The sequence below is a fragment of the Streptomyces sp. NBC_00271 genome, assembly GCF_036178845.1.
Classification (GTDB): Bacteria; Actinomycetota; Actinomycetes; order Streptomycetales; family Streptomycetaceae; genus Streptomyces.
On sequence record NZ_CP108070.1, the window covers coordinates 1679777 to 1697181 of the forward strand.

Sequence of the window (17405 nt, forward strand, 5' to 3'; positions counted from 1 at the left end):
GATGCTGGAGATCGACGACGTACGCGTCGGCTACCACCGCAGTACCGTCCTGCACGGCGTCCGTGTCGAGGTCCCGCGCGACGCAGTGGCGGCCGTGCTCGGACACAACGGCGCGGGCAAGAGCACCCTGCTGCGCGCCGCCGTCGGACTGCTCACCCCACAGAGCGGCCACGTCCGTCTCGACGGTGAGGACATCACCCGCCGCAAGCCGCACGAGCGGGTGGCGCGCGGCATGGCGTACGTCCCCCAGGGTCAGCAGGCCTTCCCGCACCTCACGACCGCCGAGAACCTCCAGCTGGTCGCGGACGGGCGCAGGCGCGGCAAGGAGGCGATCGCCGAGGCGCTGGATCTGTTCCCGGCGCTGAGGACCCTGTCGAACCGCCGGGCCGGGCTGCTCTCCGGCGGTCAGCGCCAGCAACTCGCCATCGCCCGCGCCCTGGTGACGAGCCCCAGGATCCTGCTCCTCGACGAACCCACCGAGGGCATCCAGCCCTCGGTCGTCGCCGAGATCGAGGAGACGATCCTCGCCCTGGCCGCCCGGGGCGGGCTCTCGGTCCTGCTGGTCGAGCAGCACGTCGGGTTCGCGATGCGGGCGGCGCAGCGGTACTACGTCCTGGAGGCGGGCCGGGTCACCTCGTCGGGCGAGGGCGGGCAGGAGGCCGAGCGGTCGGTACGGGAGGCGCTCAGCGTGTGATCGCGGGCGCTTCCCGGCTCGTACGGGCGCCGCTCGGTCTCCTGCGCGCGGCGCCCGGCTTCGTGCAGGCGCCGCTCAGCTTCGTGGGAGTGCCGCGCGGGCCCGTTCGAGGTAGGCGCGCTCCGGTGCGCTGTCGGTCAGCGCGATGGCCGCCTCGTACGCCCGTACGGCCTCGGTGTGCCGCCCGAGGCGGCGCAGCAGGTCCGCCCGTACGGCGTGGAAGGCGTGGTAGCCGTCCAGGTCGAGCGCGTCCACGAGGGCGAGCGCCTGCTCCGGGCCCTCGACCTCGGCGACGGCGACGGCCCGGTTGAGGGCGACCACCGGGCTCGGGGCGAGCGCGGCCAGCTGGTCGTAGAGCTGGAGGATCTGGCCCCAGTCCGTGGCGGCCGCGGTCGGGGCGTCGCTGTGTACGGCGTTGATCGCGGCCTGGATCTGGTACGGGCCCGGCCGGTTGCGGCGCAGACAGCGGCGTACGAGGGTCTGTCCCTCGGTGAGGAGATCGCGGTCCCACCGCGAGCGGTCCTGGTCGGCGAGGAGGATCAGGTCGCCGTCCAGTGTGGCGCGGGCGGGCCGGCGCGACTCGATGAGGAGCATCAGCGCGAGCAGGCCGAGGGCCTCGGGCTCGTCCGGCATCAGCTCGACGAGGAGTCGGCCGAGCCGGACGGCTTCGGCGCAGAGGTCCTCCCGGCCGCCGTAGCCCTCGTTGAAGATGAGGTAGACGACCGCGAGCACTCCCCTGACACGGTCCGGGAGGTCCGCGTCGCGCGGGATGCGGTACGGGATGCGGGCGTCGCGGATCTTGGCCTTGGCGCGGACGATCCGCTGCGCCATGGTCGGCTCGGGGACGAGGAAGGCGCGGGCGATCTGCGGCGTGGTCAGGCCGCCGAGGAGGCGCAGGGTGAGGGCGACCTGGGCCTGGGTGGCGAGCGCGGGGTGGCAGCAGGTGAAGATCAGGCGGAGCCGGTCGTCGCGCACGGGGCCCTCCTCGGCCGGTTCGTCCCGGGCGTACAGCCGCTCGGCCTCGGCGTGCCGGGCCTCGCGCGTGGACTCGCGACGCAGCCGGTCGACGGCTCGGTGGCGCGCGGTGGTGATGATCCACCCGGCCGGGCTGGGCGGTATGCCCGACTCCGGCCACTTCCGCAGGGCGGTGGTGAAGGCGTCCTGGACCGCTTCCTCGGCGAGCTCGATGTCACCTAGGAAACGGACGAGGACGGCGACCGCGCGGCCGTATTCGGCGCGGAACACGGCCTCGATGTCGGCGTTCGGGGTCATCCGTCCTCGGCTTCGCCCATGAAGGGCCGCACCTCGATGGGGAGCGTGGTCGCCAGCGTCGCCTTGCGGCCCCAGGCGAGCGCCGCGTCGAGGTCGGGTGCCTTGATCAGGCAGATCCCGCCCAGGTACTCCTTGCTCTCGGTGTACGGGCCGTCGGTGACGAGCACGTCGCCGTCCTTGGCGCGCACCACGGTGGCCGTCTCCGGTCCGTGCAGTCCCCCGGCGAACACCCACGCACCGGCCTCGCGCAGCTCCGCGTGGAAGACGTCGAGATTGTGCATGATCTCTTTCAGGATCTCGGGCGCGGGCGGCTCACCGGGCGGCTGCATCACGCTCAGCAGGTAGTACTTCATGTGTGCTCCTCGGCCGTGTCGTTCTCGGCTCGTTCTCGGGTGGTCTTTCACTGACTACACGAACGGGAGGCGGCCGGATCGACACACGACACGACGACAGCGGGAGATTTTTTCGATGACCACCCCACCGCATCCGCTCGTCGCGGCGGCCGGACGGCTGGCGGCCGAGGTGCTGGCCCCACGGGCGGAACGCGTGGACCAGGAGGGCGTGCCGGCGAGCAGCATCGAGGCGGTCAAGCGATCGGGGCTGCTCGGGGTGAGCGCGCCGGTGGCCTACGGCGGGTCGGCCGCGCCCGCCGCGGTGGTCCGGGAGACCGCCGAGATCCTGGCCGGGGCGTGCTGCTCGACCTGGTTCGTGCAGACCCAGCACCACACTCCGGTACTGACCCTGGCGAAGGGTGAACCCGCGGCGCGGGAACGGTTGTTGGGCCCGCTGGCGAGCGGGGAGCTGCTGTCCGGGGTCGCGTACGCACAACTGCGGGCCTACCCGCGGATCCCCGTTCGGGTCACCCGGGAGCGTGGCGGCTGGCGCTTCGACGGGACGGTCCCCTGGTACACGGGCTGGGGACTGAACGACGTGATGCTGCTCGCCGGGGTGACGGACGCGGACGAGGCGCTGTTCGCGTTCACCGAGGCGCGCGAGCAGCCCGGACTGCGGCCTTCGCCGCCGATGCGGCTGGCAGCGCTCACCGCCTCGCGCACGGTGTCCCTGGAGCTGGACGGGCTGTGGCTCCCGGACGACGCCGTGGCCCTGCGCACGCCGTACGAGAGCTGGGCGGTCACCGATCGCCCCAAGAACACCAACGCCTCGCCGGCCGTCTTCGGGATCAGCGCGTCGGCACTCGACCTGCTGGACGGCGATCCCGCGGCGAAGGAGACCGGGCAGGTGCTGCGCGCCCGCCTCGAAGAGGTCAGACGCCAGGCGTACGAACTCGCCGACCACCCGGTGCCCACCGAGCGGATCGCGGAGCGGCTGGCGGTCAAGACGCGGGCGTACGACGTCATGCGCGCGGCCACGACCGCGGCGGTCGTGGCCGGTGGCGGGCGCGCGATGGACCTGGGCAGCCCGGCGCAACGGCTGGCACGCGAGGGGATGTTCCTGCTGGTGCAGGGGCAGACCGCCCAGGTGCGCGCCGCCCACCTCGGTGCGCTCGGTTCGTCCGGTTCGCTCAGCTTGTGAACGGCACCTGCGCGGCGGGGGCGGACGTCGGTGCGAACGGGTGCTGCCACAGGCCCTGTGCGGCCAGACGCGGCAGGACGCCCTCGCCGAACCAGTACGCCTCCTCCAGGTGCGGATAGCCGGAGAGGACGAACTCTTCGATGCCGAGGGCGTGGTACTCCTTGATCCGCTCGGCGACCTCGTCGTGGCTGCCGACCAGGGCGGTACCCGCGCCGCCGCGGACGAGGCCGATGCCGGCCCACAGGTTGGGGTGGATCTCCAGGTCCTCGCGGCTGCCGCCGTGGAGGGCGAGCATGCGCCGCTGCCCCTCCGACTCGCTGCGGGCCAGGCCCGCCTGGACGGACTTCACGGTGTCCGGGTCGAAGCCGTCCAGGAGCTTGTGGGCCTCGGTCCAGGCCTGTTCGGCGGTGTCGCGTGTGATGACGTGCAGCCGGATGCCGAAGCGGACGGTGCGCCCTTCCTTCGCCGCCAGCCCCCGTACCCAGGCGATCTTCTCGGCGACCTGGGCGGGCGGTTCGCCCCAGGTGAGGTAGACGTCGACATGGCGGGCGGCGATCTCGCCGGCGATGGGCGAGGAGCCGCCGAAGTAGACCTCGGGGACCGGGTCGGGGACCCGGGCCAGCCTGGCGTCCTCGACCTGGAGGTGTTCGCCGGACAGGTCGACGGTCTTGCCCTCCCACAGGTCCCGCACGATCTGCAGGAATTCGCCGGTACGGCGGTAGCGGGCGTCCTTGTCGAGGAAGTCGCCGTAGGCACGCTGTTCGTGGCTCTCGCCGCCCGTGACCACGTTGAGGAGCAGCCGGCCGCCGGTCTGCCGCTGGAAGGTGGAGGCCATCTGCGCGGCGAGCGTGGGGGAGACGAAGCCGGGCCGGAAGGCGACCAGGAACTTCAGCCGTTCGGTGTGCTGGCTGACCATCGCGGTGGTCAGCCAGGCGTCCTCGCACCAGGCGCCGGTGGGGGTGAGCGCGCCGACGAAGCCCAGGTCCTCGGCGGCGCGGGCGATCTGACTCAGATAGGCGACCGTCGGCGGCCGGTTCCGGCCGAAGGCCGTGGCGGGGGTGCCGTGACCGCCGCCTACGACATGGCGGCTGTCGCCGTTGGTGGGCAGGAACCAGTGGAAGGTGAGGGACACGGGGGCGTTCTCCGATCGTGGGGGCCGATGAGCGAGTGGGGTCACAGCAGGCCGTGGCGGGGTGGTCTGGTGCCTCCCAGCACGTATCGGCCGATGTGCTGGATCTTCCAGCGGGCCGGGTCGTGCAGGGTGTGGGTGCGGGCGTCGCGCCAATGCCGGTGCAGATTGAGCGAGTTGAGGGCGGAACGGGTCCCGGACAGCTCGAAGAGTGCGCCCGCCACCTCCACGGCGGTGGCGGAGGTGTGCACCTTCGCGGTGGCCACCGCGATGGACGCCTCGGCCGCCGAGTCCTCGGTCAGTTCGTCGTGGGCCGCGTCCACCGTGCGGGCCGCGGCACCGAGCAGCGCCTCGGACGCCCTTACCTGGACGGCGAGTTCACCGAACCGCTGGATGAGGAGCGGGTCCTCGGCCGCCGTGTCGAAGCCGCTCTCGAACCAGGGCCGGCTCTTGGTGCGGACGAACTCGGCGGCCTCGGCCAGTGCGCCCGCGGCGATCCCGGCGTCGATGGCGGCGTGCAGCAACTGCGCCACTGCTCCGTGGAGTTGGGGCCCCTGGAAGGTGAGGTGATGGGGGACGACACGGTCGGCGGGCACGTGGACGGCGTCGAGGCGGACGGTGCCGCTGGCCGTCGTACGCTGGCCCATGCCGTCCCAGTCGTCGACGACCGTGACCCCGTCGGCGCCGCGGGGGACGTAGGCGACGTGCAGGCTGTCGTCGGCGACTCGGGCGAGGACGGGGATCCAGTCGGCGAAGAGCGCGCCGGTGGAGTAGTGCTTGACGCCGGTGAGGACGTACGAGCCGTCAGGCCCGGGGTCGAGGCGGGTGCGGATGTCCTGGACGTGTCGGGTGCCCGCCTCCGACTGGGCGTTGCCGAAGCGGCGTCCGGCCAGGACCTCGTCGAAGAAGAACGTCTGCTGCTCCGGGGTGCCCTGGCGGCGCAGCACGTTCACGTACACGAAGTGGTTCTGCGGGATCTGGGCGAGGCTGGCGTCGGCCGAGGCCAGCAGCCTGAAGACCTCCGCGAGGGTTTCCTGCCGTACGTCCGCCCCGCCGTGCTCTGCGGGCACGGTGACGGCGAGCAGCCCGGAGGCGGAGAGGCGGTCCAACTCCTCGCGCGGGAGCCGCCGTTCGGAGTCCCGCGCCGAGGCACCGGCGCGGAACTCCTCGGCGAGCGCGGCGGCGACGGCGAGGGCCTCGACGTCGTCGGCGATCACTTTGGCGGACATCGCCTCAGCCCGCCGCGGCCAGCAGGGGCGCGCTGCCGAGGGCCGCCGAGAACTGGTCGACCACCTGTGTGAGGGCCTCGGCCGTGGCCGGGGCGACGGTGATGCCGCCGTCCTCGCCCGTGGTGATGTCCTTGTCGAGGGTGAACCAGCCCTGGACGATGTGCGCGGCACCCATGGAGTTGAGGACCGGGCGCAGGGCGTAGTCGAGGGCGAGGACATGCGCGGTGCTGCCGCCGGTGACGAGCGGCAGCACGGTCTTCCCGGTGAGGGCGTACTGCGGGAGCAGGTCGAGCAGGGCCTTGAGGACGCCGGAGTAGGCGGCCTTGTAGACGGGGGTGCCGATGACCACGCCGTCGGCGCGGGCGAAGAGTTCGGTCGCCTCGACGATGGTGGGGTGCTTGAAGTCGGCGCCGAGCAGTGCCTCGGCGGGGATCGTGCGGACGTCCAGCGGGATCACCTCGTGTCCCTGCGCGGCCAGCCGGGTGTCCAGATGGCGCAGGAGCTTCGCGGTGCGGGAGGAGACGGACGGACTGCCGGAGACGGACAGGACGGTGGCCATGGGGTCCTCTTTCGGGAGCGGGAGCGGGAGCGGGAGCGGGAGCGGGAGCGGGAGCGGAAGCGGAGTGGGGAACGGATTCAGGCGTGCGCGGAGACGGACTCGGACTCGGACTCGGTCGCGGTCTCGGTGCCGGTCCCTGTGTCCGGCAGTCGCGCTTCCAGTTCGCGCACCAGGGGCAGCACCCGGCGGCCGAAGTACTCCACCTCCTCGTGGTAGTGGAGGAAGCCGAGGAGGAAGAGGTCGACGCCCAGCCGCTTGTAGGCGACGATCCGTTCGGCGATCTGCTCGGGGGTACCGATCAGGCCCGTACGGAAGCCGTCGTTGTACTGGACGAGGTCCTCGAAGCTCGAGTCCTGCCACATGCCCTTGCCGTCAGCGGTGGACTGTCCGGCCTGCTTCACGGCGGCGCCGAAGCCCTCGACGGCCTCGTGGTCGGCCTGGGCGACGATCTCGCGCAGGGTCTCGCGGGCCTCGGCCTCGGTGTCACGGGCGATGAGGAAGCCGTTGAGGCCGAACTTCGGTGCCGTGCGCCCCACTTCGGCCGCGGACTTCCGGACGTCCGCGATCTGCTCGACCACCCCGTCGAAGTCCTTGCCGTTGGAGAAGTACCAGTCGGAGACCCGGCCCGCCATGGCGCGGGCCGCGGTGGAGTTGCCGCCCTGGAAGATCTCCGGGTGCGGGCGTTCGGGGGTGTTGAGGGGCTTGGGTTTGAGCGAGAAGTCGCGCAACCGGTAGAAGTCCCCGGCGAGTTCGGTGTGGTCCTCGGTCCAGATCTGGCGCAGGGCGCGGATGAACTCCTCGGAGCGGCGATACCGCTCGTCGTGCTCCAGCCAGGGCTCGCCGAGCGCGGTGAACTCGCCCTTGAACCAGCCGCTGACGACGTTCACCGCGAAGCGGCCGTTCGACAAGTGGTCGGCGGTGGCGCCGAGTTTGGCGAGGACACCCGGGTGCCACAGGCCCGGGTGGACGGCGGCGATGACCTTCAGGCGCTGGGTGGCGAGCAGCAGCGCGAGGCTGAAGCTGGTCGACTCGTGCTGAAACTCGGCGCCGTAGCTGGCCATGTAGCGGACCTGGCTGAGCGCGTAGTCGAAGCCGTTGTTCTCGGCGAGGACGGCCAGTTCGCGGTTGTAGTCGTAACCCCAGTCGGTGCGCTGCTCGATCCTGCTGGTGACCAGGCCGCCGCTGACGTTGGGAACCCAGTACGCGAATTTCACGGGATTCGCGGGAATCACGGGGTTCAGGGGATTCACGGGCGCTGCGGACATGCGGAACTCCTGTTGCGGATTTCGGGTACGCCGAATTCAGGGAGCGCGTTCAGGACGGCGCGCGGGATCACGGAATTCAGGCGGTGCTGTGAGAACGCCGCACACGGCTGTCCGGCGACAGCGGTGGGGCCGATGGGGTGCGGCGGATCCGGGGACTCAGGCCGCGGTGCAACAGGAGGCGCTGGAGACGCGCGCGAGGTCGACATGGCGTCGCCGCGTGAGGTCCAGTCGCATCATCATGCCGTCGATCGTGGCAGCCTGCCGCGAGGGCAGTCAAGGAAAACCCGACCGGTCTCGTATCGCGGACCACCGAATTTCACGAACGTGTGACAGGGAAACCCTTGAACGGGCCGTGAAATGAACCGCATTCTGCTGGCGTGCGGACAGAGCAACTGGAATACATCGCGGCGGTCACCCGGCTCGGCTCACTGCGCCGGGCCGCCGAGGAACTGCACCTCTCCCAGCCGGCGTTGAGCGAGACCGTGCGGAACCTGGAGCGCGAACTCGGCGTCGATCTGCTGGAGCGCAAGCGGTCCGGCGCGCGGATGAGCGCCGAGGGGCGGGAGCTGCTGCCCCACATCATCAACGTGCTGGACGCGGTGGACCGGCTGCGCGGCGCGGCCGGCGAGCAGCACCGCATCAGCCGGATGGTCCGCGTCGGCACGGTGAACGCGGCGACGGTGCCCCTGCTCATCCCGACGGTCCGGGAATTCCGCGCGGCGCATCCGCTGACGCAGGTCGAGGTGGTCGGCGCCCAGCAGACGGAGATCCACCGGGCCCTGTCGGAGGGCGGCCTCGACCTGGGCCTGGTGAACCATCTCGACGGCGACGACCTGCCCGCCGACTTCGAGACCACCGAACTGCTGCGCGGCCGACCGGTGGTGTGCCTGCGCCCGGACAGTCCGCTCGCCGCACTCGACGCGGTGTCGGCGGCGGACCTGCTGGACGGACGCGAGGCGTTGATCGCCATGCGCTCCGGGTACGTCATGCACCGCTATCTCCACCGGCTCCTGGAGGGCCGCGGCCCGGCCCTCTCGTACACGACCGACGGCGCGGAGATGGGCAAGCTCATGGTCGCCGAGGGGCTGGGCGCGACGGTCCTGCCCGATTTCAGTGTGATCGGGGATCCCCTCGAGCGGTGCGGCGCCATCACCCATCGGCCGCTCACGGACGACACGACGCGGGTCCTGCTGATGCTGCGCCGCCGCCGGGCGGAGTCGGTGCCACGTGCCGCCCACGACCTGCACGAGGCGTTCGTGCGCAGGGCGGCGGAGCTCGGCGGCCGGCTGTCGGATCGGCCCTGACCGGGGTCGTTCAGTCCTCGTCGCCGACCGGCACCACCACGAGGAAGGCGTCCGACTTCAGGTCCATCACCACCGTCGCGGGCTGCCCCTCGGTGCGGCGCCGGGCCGCGTACTCCTCCGCCGTCCAGGATCCGCGCGGGCCTCCCGCGGGAAACCGCTCCAACACCTTCGTGCCCATCACGGCAGACACCTCCAGCTGTGACCTCGGACGCTCGTGTTCCCCCGCTTGCCCGCGATTCCCCCGGACATGTCCGTAAGGACTCCGCCGGACAGGTCCTGGGCGCATCCGACCGCCGTGTTCGCGTGGAAGAGATGAGAGAGGGAACACGGAAAGCGGGTGGCCCGGTTAACGACGGAGGGACGCATGAGCGACGACGATCCCCGCCCCGGCCCGCGCTGTCTGGTGACCGGTGCCACCGGCTACATCGGCGGCCGGCTGGTCCCCGAGCTGCTGGAGGCGGGGCACCGCGTGCGGTGTCTCGCCCGCTCCCCCGCCAAGCTGCGCGACTACCCGTGGTCGGGCGACGCGGAGGTGGTGCGCGGCGACGTCACGGACGCCGGCTCGGTCGCCGAGGCGCTGCGCGGCATCGACGTCGCGTACTACCTGGTGCACGCCCTGGGCACGGGCCGCGACTTCGAGGAGACCGACCGGAAGGCGGCCCGGATCTTCGGCGAGCAGGCCCGCGCCGCCGGGGTGAGCCGGATCGTCTACCTGGGCGGCCTGACCCCGGAGGGTGTCCCCGAAGAACGCCTCTCGCCCCACCTCAGGTCGCGCGCCGAGGTCGGCCGCATCCTGCTGGAGTCGGGCGTGCCGACCACGGTCCTGCGCGCGGCGGTGATCATCGGTTCCGGCTCGGCCTCCTTCGAGATGCTCCGCTACCTCACCGAACGCCTCCCGGTCATGGTCACGCCCCGCTGGGTGCGCACCCGGATCCAGCCGATCGGCGTACGGGACGTGCTGCGCACCCTGGTGGGCAGCGCTCGGATGCCCGCCGAGGTCAACCGCGCCTTCGACATCGGCGGTCCCGAGGTCCTGACCTATCTGGAGATGATGCAGCGGTACGCCGCCGTCGCCGGGCTGCCGCGCAGGCTGATCCTGCCCGTGCCGGTGCTCACCCCGGGGCTCTCCAGCCATTGGGTCGGCCTGGTCACCCCGGTGCCCGCGTCCATCGCGCGCCCGCTCACGGAATCACTGCGCCACGAGGTCGTCTGCCGCGAACACGACATCGCCCGGTACGTCCCCGATCCCCCAGGACGCCCGTTCGGCTTCGACGAGGCGGTGTCGCTGGCCCTGCAACGGGTGCGGGACGCCCAGGTCACCACCCGGTGGTCGTCGGCCTCCGTGCCCGGCGCGCCCAGTGATCCCCTCCCCACCGACCCCGACTGGGCGGGCGGCAGTCTTTACACCGATCAACGCGAACGGTCCGTGGACGCGCCGCCCGCGGCGCTGTGGCGGGTGATCGAGGGCATCGGCGGTGAGAACGGCTGGTACTCCTTCCCGCCCGCCTGGGCGCTCCGCGGCCGGCTGGACCGGCTGGTGGGCGGTGTCGGCCTGCGGCGCGGACGGCGCGACGCCGCCCGGCTGCGGGTGGGCGACTCGCTCGACTTCTGGCGCGTCGAGGAGATCGAGCCGGGCCGGCTGCTGCGGCTGCGCGCGGAAATGCGACTGCCGGGCCTCGCCTGGCTGGAGATGTACGCCGAGGCCGGCGCCGAGAGCGGGTCCCGCTACCGGCAACGCGCCCTGTTCCATCCGCACGGCCTGCTGGGACACGCCTACTGGTGGAGCATCTCGCCCTTCCACGCCGTCGTGTTCGGCGGCATGGCCCGCAACATCGCCAAGGCGGCGGCCGAGGCCGACGTACCGGCCGGGGCACCGCAGCCCGCCGTGCCGTCCCACTGAGTCCCGCATCCACTCGCCGATATCCGCATCCACCGGGGACCGCGGGCCCGAAGCAATCATGACCGCACCCGTCGCCACCCTGTCACAGCACCGCGTTCCCCCGTCTCGGAGTCACACCATGAACGTCTCGGTCGTCCTGTTCACCTCAGATCTGCGCCTGCACGACCATCCAGCGCTGCGCGCGGCGCAGGACGGCTCGGCCGCGCTCGTGCCCCTGTTCGTACGCGACGACGCCGTCGCCGATGCGGGCTTCACGGCACCCAACCGGATGGCGTTCCTCGCGGACTGTCTGGCGGACCTGGACGGCGGACTGCGGGCACGCGGCGGCCGCCTCGTGGTGCGCTCCGGCGATGTCGTCGCACAGGTGTGCAAGGTGGTCGCGGAGGCGGACGCCGACGAGGTGCACATGGCGGCGGGGGTCAGTGGCTACGCCCGCCGCCGCGAGGAGCGGCTGCGCGCGGCCCTGGAGGGCGAGGGGTGCCGACTGCACGTTCACGACACCGTGATCACCGCGCTCGCGCCCGGCGCCGTCACTCCGTCCACCTCGGACCACTTCGCCGTGTTCACACCGTACTTCCGGCACTGGTCGCGGGAGCCTCTGCGGGACCCGGTCGCCGCGCCCCGGGCGATCCGGGTGCCGGACGGCGTCGGCTCGGAGGCGATCCCCTCCCGCACGGGCCTGTCCGGGCTGTCCGAAGGGCTGGCGCGCGGCGGCGAGTCGGAAGGCAGGAAGCGGCTCACGGCCTGGCTGCGCGCGGACATCGCCTCGTACGAGGACGGCCACGACGACCTGTCGGGCGACGTCACCTCCCGGCTCTCCCCCCATCTGCACTTCGGCACCCTCTCCCCGGTCGAACTCGTCCACCGGGCGCGCGCGGCGGGCGGCCCGGGCGCCGAGGCGTTCGTACGGCAACTGGCCTGGCGTGACTTCCATCACCAGGTGCTCGCCGCGCGGCCGGACGCGGCCGTCGCCGACTACCGCACCAAACGCGACCGTTGGCGCTCGGAAAGAGCGGCGCACGAGGACATCAAGGCGTGGAAGAAAGGACGCACCGGCTATCCGGTCGTCGACGCGGCGATGCGCCAACTGCGCCACGAGGGCTGGATGCACAACCGGGCACGGCTGCTGGCCGCCAGCTTCCTCACCAAGACGCTGTACGTGGACTGGCGGATCGGGGCCCGGCACTTCCTGGACCTGCTGGTGGACGGCGATGTCGCGAACAACCAGCTCAACTGGCAGTGGATGGCCGGAACGGGCACGGACTCGCGGCCGGGCCGCGTCCTCAATCCGGTGACGCAGGCCAAGCGGTACGACCCGGACGGGGAGTACGTCCGGCGCTGGGTGCCGGAGCTGGCGGGGCTCGCGGGCGGCGCGGTGCACGAACCCTGGAAACTCCAGAGCCTGGAGCGCGCCGCGTACGACTACCCGGACCCCGTCGTCGAACTCTCCGAGGGGCTGGCCCGGTTCAGGGCCGCTCGGGATCGTGGCTGAGCGGCATCGCAGCTGCGCGGCCGAGCAGCGTCGCGGCAGATGAGAGGGCGGCTCAGCGGTTCGCGACTGCGCGGGCGGCGGCACAGATTTTGCTTTCCCTAAAGATTTCTCCGGCCCGCGCAGCCGTACTGGTGGACGTTCGACACACCCGTACCGGATCCACGCACCGGATCCACCGAGCGGCCCACCGGAGCGTCACACTCCGGGCCGCCGCCCCGCCAGGAGGCTCAATGCGCATTGCACGAACCGCAGGAACCGTCTTCGTGGCAGGTGCGTTGGTCATGACTCTCGCCGCGCTCGCGTACCCCAGCATGCTCGGACTGCAGACCACGGCCGCCGATCAGAGCCGCGTCATCGCCAATACCTCGACGGGCCCGGTGACCGAGGCCGACCGCGACTTCGTCGTCAAGGTGCGGGCGGCCGGCCTGTGGGAGTACCCCGTGGGGATGCTGGGTCTGCAGAAGGGCACCACCCCGGCGGTCAGGACCGCCGGTGACCACCTGGTCAAGGGCCATGCCGCGCTCGACGAGACCGACCGCAAGGTCGCCGCCGCACTCGGCATCACCATCCCCAACAAGCCGTCTCCTCAGCAGCAGGGCTTCGTGTCGACGCTGAGCGGAGAAACCGGCAAGCAGTTCGACACCGACTTCGCCAACATCCTGCGGATGACCCACGGTTCGATCTTCAACACCGTCGCCAAGATCCGGTCCACCACCAAGAACTCGCTGGTCCGCCAGCTGGCCGACCAGGCCAACACCACCGTGCTGGACCACATCACGGTGATGGAGAAGACCGGACTGGTGAACTTCGACCAGACGCTGTTCCAGCAGACCACCCCGCCGAAGCTGCCCGCCTCCGATCTCACGCCGCCCGCGCCCGCGCCGGGTGAGCCCACCGTCGTACTCACTCCGCCCGCCGGCGCCTCCCCCTCGCCCACCGGGACGGTCGGCTGAGCCGTGCCCGGCCCTCCGGCGCGCGGGCGATCAGCTCCGGGTGACCGGGACGGCCGGGTCGTACAGGGCCGAGAGGGTCCCGAGGGCGTCCCGAAGCCCGGGCGGGCGGAACATCCCCCGCACCGGGCGGCCCGCCCAGCCCGGCCCGCCGAGCAGCACGGCCGGGTGACTGCGGGCCCCCGTGACTCCCCACCGGGTGTCCGCGACATGACGGGCCAACGGCAGGTCGGCCGTCGAACGCGTCTGGGCCCACAGCAGTACGGCCTTCGGGCCCAGCCGTCGTACGGCGGCGGTCAGCGCCTCCGTCGGAACCGCCGCGCCGAACATCCTGGTCGGCAGGCCGAGTTCGAGGAGCCCCGCGTGCAGCGCCTCCAGCGCCAGGCTGTGCTGTTCGCCCGGGACGCACGCCAGCACCACCGGCCCCGCGGCGGCCGCCGGGGTTCCCACGGGCCCGACCCGCTCGGTGGCGCGGTGCAGGGCACGTGAGATGTGCCAGGACAGCAGGTGTTCCACCTCCACATAGCGGTCGCCGGAGGACTCCCACTTGCGTCCGACGGCGTGCAGGGTCGGCACCATCACCTCGTCCCAGGCGGGGACCACGCCGTAGCGCGCCACGAGGGAGGCCAGCTGGTCGCCCACGGTCGGTGCGTCGAGGCGGACCGCGGCGCGCGCGAGACCCCTGCACTCCTGGCGGACGTCACCGAGCGGCAGTGCGCCGGCCGCCTGCGAGCGGGGCCCACCGGGCCGGTCGCCTCCCCCGGGCAGCTCCGGTTCGGGCCGAACCCGTCCGACGCCCTCCTGGGCGGTCCTGGCCGCCTCGGCGGGCGGTACCCCGGCCGAGGTCAGCCGGCACATCTCCTCGAGCATCGCCACGTCCTGCGGCGTCCAGCGGCGGTGCCGCCCGTCGGAACGGACCGCGGGCCCCACCCCGTACCTCCGGTCCCAGGAACGCAGGGTCGTGGGCGACACCCCGAGGCGGCGGGCCAGGGACCCCGTCGTGACGCCCGCTTCGACGGGCCGCGCGGCCGCCTCCCGCCGCTGTGCCGGTCGGTTCTCGCCCATGCGGCGACTATACGACGCACAAACGATGCGAGTTGTCCGTCATGTGCCTCGGTTCACACGATGGGGATCACCGGGCGCGTCGCGGGAAGCGCACGGTGACCGGGAGCCCGCCCGAACCGAGGAGCCGTGGCCATGACCGTGGATTCCATCACCGAGCAGTGCGTCGACGGGCGGGGGGAGGCGCTGTCCGACACGGATCTGGCGCGGGGCCTCGTGGACGGCGACGAGGAGTGTCTGACCGCCGCCTACCACCGCTGGGGAACGCTGGTGCACACACTGGCCGGGCGTTCGCTGGGCGACACCCGGGAGGCCGAGGACGTCACCCAGCAGGTGTTCCTGGCCGCCTGGCAGGGCCGGCAGGGTTACCGCCCCGAGCGGGGCGCGTTCGTGGGCTGGCTCGTCGGCATCACCCGCCGCAAGATCGCCGACGCGCTCTCCGCGCGGACCCGCCGTACCGATCTGGTCGCCGCCGCCGGAGCCCTCCTCGGCCCGGTCGACGACACCCGGGCCCGCCCGGAGACCGTCCTCGACCGCGTCCTCCTGCGCGGCGAGCTCGCCAGACTTCCCGCACCCCAGCGCCGGGTGCTGCACCTCGCGTTCTACGAGGACCTGACGCAGCCCCAGATCGCCCAGCGCACCGGCTGGCCACTGGGCACCGTCAAGAGCCACTCCCGGCGCGGACTTCACCAACTGCGCCGCTGTCTGCGCGCGCAGGCCGTCGGCTGAACTCTGCATTCGCCACCGCGAGCCGATCCGCCGGCAGCCGCAGGGCCTGGTCGGGGTGGACCGCGATCACGACGGAGTCGTTCCCGGACCTTCGGCCTCGCCCGCGTAGCGCGCCAGTTCCCATGGGTCGTGCGCGCTGAAGACCTCCACCTCGTCGCCGTGCAGCCGCACCAGTTCCCGCAGACGGGCGTGGTTGCCGAGGCGCAGCGGCCGGTCCACCTCGGTGATCTGCTGGAGGACGTCCAAACCGGGGTGTCCCCGGGGGTGGTCGGGGTCGATCTCGTGGTGGAAGTAGTACGCGTCCCCGCAGTGCAGCACCCGGCGACCGCCGTCGGCGACGGCGATCGCACTGTGGCCGCGGGTGTGGCCGCCCAGCGGGACCAGCAGGATCTCGGCGTCCACGCCCTCCAGCGGGCGCACGGCGTCGAATCCGAACCACGCCTCGCCGTGCGGCTGCGCGTACGTCACCCAGTGCGGCCGGTGCGCCCACTGGGCGGGGCGGTAGCGGACGCGGTCCTCCGGGTGAGCCCCGGGGGCCGCCATCGCCGCACGGTGTTCGGCCTCGCTCAGGTGGACCTTGGCCCAGGGGAAGTCGGGCAGTCCCCCGGCATGGTCGAGGTCGAGGTGGCTGAGGACGACGTGCCGGACGTCCTCCGGGCGGAAGCCGAGCGCGATGACCTGGTGCAGCGCGGTCTCCGCGAGGTCGAGGACGGGCTGGGCCCGGCCGAGGAAGTCCGGGCCGAGGCTCTCCTCGGGCCGCGCCACGTCCTGCGTACCGATGCCGCTCTCGACGAGGACGAGCCCGTCCCGGTCGGTCTCCACGAGAAGACAGTGGCAGACCGCGGGAAGGCTCCCCTCCTCGGTGTCGATGGTCCGCATGGAGCCGCAGTTCAGGTGATGGATCTTCACCGTGAGTCCCTTCGACGATTTCATAGCTACCGAACGATCGTGAGCTAATTGCGAACGGTCGTTAGGTTAAAGTGACCGTATGAGCCCCCGCAAGTCCGTTGCCGAAACCGCCGCCACGCGGAGCCGGATCATCGACAGCGCCCTGACGCTGGCCTCCACGGAGGGCCTCGAAGGCCTCACCATCGGCCGCCTGGCGACCGACCTGGAGATGAGCAAGGCCGGAGTGATCGGCCACTTCGGCAGCAAGGAAGCGCTCCAACTCGCCGTTCTGGCCGCGGCCGTCGAGAGGTTCCGGCTCCGCGTGCCGGCCCGCGCCGTCGGCGCCAGGCCCGGCACCGAGCGGCTGACGCGCGCCTTCGGCGAGTGGATCGACTACATGGCGGAGGGCGAGGGGCACGGCGGCTGCTTCCTCACCTCGGTGGCGAGCGAGTTCGACGGCCGGCCCGGTCCGGTACGCGACGCGGTGCTCGACGCGCTCGCCTCCTGGTCGGCGTATGTCGCCGCGGAGTTGGGCACGGCGGTCGAGGCCCGCGAACTGCCCCCGCGCACCGATGTGGAACAGCTCGCCTTCGAGCTCAACGGCGTCGCCCTGGCGGCCAATCAGTCCATCCAGCTCCATCGCGACCCACAGGCACCCACGCGGGCCCGCCGCGCCGTCGCCCGCCTCCTCGGCGCCTCCTGAGGAGGGATGCCGCCCCGGCGGAGCCAAAAGCCACCTCTACACATAAAGAAGAAATAAGGGCACAATGAAAACAAGCGGCGCCAACCGCATACCGCGCCAGAAGCGGTCAGGCCTGCAGAGAACGAAGGAGACGACTCATGGCCAACGTCTCGCACCCCAGAAGTGACATCACGACCCACCCCGATGCATCCGAAATGCGGGAGCGGTATGACCGCGTGCTCGGTGGCCGCGATGTGGCGCTCGTCGACGGACCGGTGTTCCTGCTCGGTCTGTACTGCGCCGTGTCCCCGTGGATACTTCACTACACGACGAGCCAGCCCGCCCTGGCGACGCACAACCTCATCATGGGCATCGCCATAGGCCTGCTGGCCCTCGGATTCACCAGGGCCCCCGAAAGGATGTACGGCCTGAGCTGGGCCATGTGCGCGATGGGCGCGTGGTTGATCATCTCACCGTGGGTGGTCGGAATCAGCCCGGACACCGGCGTCGTGATCAACAGCATCATCATCGGCGCGTTGGCCGTGGTGCTCGGGGCGCTGTGCGCGGTCACGACGACGAGGAGCTCTCCTCGGGCGTAGGCCCGACGAACACCCTCCGGAGCGGTCCCGACGGACACTCCCGGGAACAGCGCCGGAGCCACATACCCGGGCTCAGCCCAGCGAGTCGATGCCCGAGCTGAGCCCAGGCACCACCACG

General features: G+C 71.9%; 19 protein-coding genes. 9 read left to right on the plus strand and 10 right to left on the minus strand.

What is annotated here, in order from left to right; all coding sequences use genetic code 11:
* The first annotated feature begins 1 nt into the window (after position 1).
* Positions 2-694 carry an urea ABC transporter ATP-binding subunit UrtE gene (urtE, locus tag OG798_RS08080; protein ID WP_067377911.1) on the plus strand — a complete coding sequence of 231 codons (693 nt, stop codon included), beginning with the start codon at positions 2-4 and terminating at the stop codon, positions 692-694.
* 75 nt (positions 695-769) lie between these two features.
* Here urtE and OG798_RS08085 read toward each other — a convergent pair whose 3' ends face one another.
* Positions 770-1966 carry an RNA polymerase sigma factor gene (locus OG798_RS08085; protein ID WP_328756693.1) on the minus strand — a complete coding sequence of 399 codons (1197 nt, stop codon included), beginning with the start codon at positions 1964-1966 and terminating at the stop codon, positions 770-772.
* A complete protein-coding gene (locus OG798_RS08090; protein WP_095856459.1) occupies positions 1963-2319 on the minus strand; it encodes a YciI family protein in 357 nt (118 codons plus the stop codon). The genes OG798_RS08085 and OG798_RS08090 overlap by 4 nt, the downstream gene beginning before the upstream one ends.
* A 115-nt stretch (positions 2320-2434) precedes the next feature.
* On the opposite strand from OG798_RS08090, the gene OG798_RS08095 reads away from it, so the two are divergent.
* Complete coding sequence (locus tag OG798_RS08095) at positions 2435-3499, plus strand: acyl-CoA dehydrogenase family protein (RefSeq protein WP_328756694.1); 1065 nt, start codon at positions 2435-2437, stop codon at positions 3497-3499.
* Here OG798_RS08095 and OG798_RS08100 read toward each other — a convergent pair.
* The 5 genes from OG798_RS08100 to OG798_RS56495 form a co-directional block, all read right to left on the minus strand.
* Entirely contained in the window at positions 3489-4631 is a 1143-nt protein-coding gene (locus OG798_RS08100; RefSeq protein ID WP_328756695.1) for an LLM class flavin-dependent oxidoreductase, read from the minus strand. The genes OG798_RS08095 and OG798_RS08100 overlap by 11 nt on opposite strands.
* Before the next feature lie 41 nt (positions 4632-4672).
* Positions 4673-5857, minus strand: coding sequence for an SfnB family sulfur acquisition oxidoreductase (locus tag OG798_RS08105; protein WP_328756696.1), 1185 nt, complete (start codon positions 5855-5857; stop codon positions 4673-4675).
* Positions 5858-5861: 4 nt separating this feature from the next.
* Complete coding sequence (ssuE, locus tag OG798_RS08110) at positions 5862-6416, minus strand: NADPH-dependent FMN reductase (RefSeq protein ID WP_097226765.1); 555 nt, start codon at positions 6414-6416, stop codon at positions 5862-5864.
* Positions 6417-6493: 77 nt separating this feature from the next.
* Positions 6494-7645, minus strand: a complete 1152-nt coding sequence (gene sfnG / locus OG798_RS08115; protein WP_328760003.1) for a dimethylsulfone monooxygenase SfnG — start codon at positions 7643-7645, stop codon at positions 6494-6496.
* 192 nt (positions 7646-7837) lie between these two features.
* A complete protein-coding gene (locus OG798_RS56495) occupies positions 7838-7921 on the minus strand; it encodes a putative leader peptide (protein WP_351305882.1) in 84 nt (27 codons plus the stop codon).
* 137 nt (positions 7922-8058) lie between these two features.
* On the opposite strand from OG798_RS56495, the gene OG798_RS08120 reads away from it, so the two are divergent.
* Positions 8059-8985, plus strand: coding sequence for a LysR family transcriptional regulator (locus tag OG798_RS08120; RefSeq protein WP_328756697.1), 927 nt, complete (start codon positions 8059-8061; stop codon positions 8983-8985).
* 10 nt (positions 8986-8995) lie between these two features.
* Here the strand turns inward: OG798_RS08120 and OG798_RS08125 are convergent, their stop codons facing one another.
* Positions 8996-9166, minus strand: a complete 171-nt coding sequence (locus OG798_RS08125) for a hypothetical protein (protein ID WP_159055310.1) — start codon at positions 9164-9166, stop codon at positions 8996-8998.
* 183 nt (positions 9167-9349) lie between these two features.
* Here OG798_RS08125 and OG798_RS08130 point away from each other — a divergent pair, with 183 nt between their 5' ends.
* The 3 genes from OG798_RS08130 (at position 9350) to OG798_RS08140 (ending at position 13330) form a co-directional block, all read left to right on the plus strand.
* Positions 9350-10885, plus strand: a complete 1536-nt coding sequence (locus OG798_RS08130) for an SDR family oxidoreductase (RefSeq protein WP_097226764.1) — start codon at positions 9350-9352, stop codon at positions 10883-10885.
* Between the two features lie 118 nt (positions 10886-11003).
* Complete coding sequence (locus tag OG798_RS08135) at positions 11004-12377, plus strand: cryptochrome/photolyase family protein (protein ID WP_267060779.1); 1374 nt, start codon at positions 11004-11006, stop codon at positions 12375-12377.
* 230 nt (positions 12378-12607) lie between these two features.
* Complete coding sequence (locus tag OG798_RS08140) at positions 12608-13330, plus strand: DUF4142 domain-containing protein (protein WP_183127525.1); 723 nt, start codon at positions 12608-12610, stop codon at positions 13328-13330.
* A gap of 30 nt (positions 13331-13360) precedes the next feature.
* Here OG798_RS08140 and OG798_RS08145 read toward each other — a convergent pair whose 3' ends face one another.
* Positions 13361-14392, minus strand: a complete 1032-nt coding sequence (locus tag OG798_RS08145; RefSeq protein ID WP_328756699.1) for a MerR family transcriptional regulator — start codon at positions 14390-14392, stop codon at positions 13361-13363.
* Between the two features lie 132 nt (positions 14393-14524).
* Here OG798_RS08145 and OG798_RS08150 point away from each other — a divergent pair, with 132 nt between their 5' ends.
* Positions 14525-15118, plus strand: a complete 594-nt coding sequence (locus OG798_RS08150; protein WP_261688137.1) for a sigma-70 family RNA polymerase sigma factor — start codon at positions 14525-14527, stop codon at positions 15116-15118.
* Positions 15119-15184: 66 nt separating this feature from the next.
* Here OG798_RS08150 and OG798_RS08155 read toward each other — a convergent pair whose 3' ends face one another.
* Positions 15185-16027 carry an MBL fold metallo-hydrolase gene (locus OG798_RS08155; RefSeq protein WP_328756700.1) on the minus strand — a complete coding sequence of 281 codons (843 nt, stop codon included), beginning with the start codon at positions 16025-16027 and terminating at the stop codon, positions 15185-15187.
* A gap of 79 nt (positions 16028-16106) precedes the next feature.
* Between OG798_RS08155 and OG798_RS08160 the strand changes: the two genes are divergently transcribed.
* Both OG798_RS08160 and OG798_RS08165 read left to right on the plus strand, forming a co-directional pair.
* On the plus strand, positions 16107-16709 hold the full coding sequence (locus OG798_RS08160) for a TetR/AcrR family transcriptional regulator (protein WP_328756701.1): 603 nt from the start codon (positions 16107-16109) through the stop codon (positions 16707-16709).
* A gap of 137 nt (positions 16710-16846) precedes the next feature.
* The gene (locus tag OG798_RS08165) at positions 16847-17287 is read left to right on the plus strand and encodes an SPW repeat protein (protein WP_328756702.1); all 441 of its coding nucleotides are present in this window, start codon (positions 16847-16849) and stop codon (positions 17285-17287) included.
* The last annotated feature ends 118 nt before the right edge of the window (positions 17288-17405 follow it).

What these genes read in the sequence shown, in the direction of transcription:
- OG798_RS08140 (WP_183127525.1), top strand. Translation starts at nt 12,608, where the DNA reads ATGCGCATTGCACGAACCGCAGGAACCGTCTTCGTGGCAGGTGCGTTG.
- OG798_RS08090 (WP_095856459.1), bottom strand. Translation starts at nt 2,319, where the DNA reads ATGAAGTACTACCTGCTGAGCGTGATGCAGCCGCCCGGTGAGCCGCCC.
- ssuE (WP_097226765.1), bottom strand. Translation starts at nt 6,416, where the DNA reads ATGGCCACCGTCCTGTCCGTCTCCGGCAGTCCGTCCGTCTCCTCCCGC.
- OG798_RS08105 (WP_328756696.1), bottom strand. Translation starts at nt 5,857, where the DNA reads ATGTCCGCCAAAGTGATCGCCGACGACGTCGAGGCCCTCGCCGTCGCC.
- OG798_RS08130 (WP_097226764.1), top strand. Translation starts at nt 9,350, where the DNA reads ATGAGCGACGACGATCCCCGCCCCGGCCCGCGCTGTCTGGTGACCGGT.
- OG798_RS08150 (WP_261688137.1), top strand. Translation starts at nt 14,525, where the DNA reads ATGACCGTGGATTCCATCACCGAGCAGTGCGTCGACGGGCGGGGGGAG.
- OG798_RS08095 (WP_328756694.1), top strand. Translation starts at nt 2,435, where the DNA reads ATGACCACCCCACCGCATCCGCTCGTCGCGGCGGCCGGACGGCTGGCG.
- urtE (WP_067377911.1), top strand. Translation starts at nt 2, where the DNA reads ATGCTGGAGATCGACGACGTACGCGTCGGCTACCACCGCAGTACCGTC.
- OG798_RS08160 (WP_328756701.1), top strand. Translation starts at nt 16,107, where the DNA reads ATGAGCCCCCGCAAGTCCGTTGCCGAAACCGCCGCCACGCGGAGCCGG.
- OG798_RS08145 (WP_328756699.1), bottom strand. Translation starts at nt 14,392, where the DNA reads ATGGGCGAGAACCGACCGGCACAGCGGCGGGAGGCGGCCGCGCGGCCC.
- OG798_RS08085 (WP_328756693.1), bottom strand. Translation starts at nt 1,966, where the DNA reads ATGACCCCGAACGCCGACATCGAGGCCGTGTTCCGCGCCGAATACGGC.
- OG798_RS56495 (WP_351305882.1), bottom strand. Translation starts at nt 7,921, where the DNA reads ATGATGATGCGACTGGACCTCACGCGGCGACGCCATGTCGACCTCGCG.
- OG798_RS08165 (WP_328756702.1), top strand. Translation starts at nt 16,847, where the DNA reads ATGGCCAACGTCTCGCACCCCAGAAGTGACATCACGACCCACCCCGAT.
- OG798_RS08135 (WP_267060779.1), top strand. Translation starts at nt 11,004, where the DNA reads ATGAACGTCTCGGTCGTCCTGTTCACCTCAGATCTGCGCCTGCACGAC.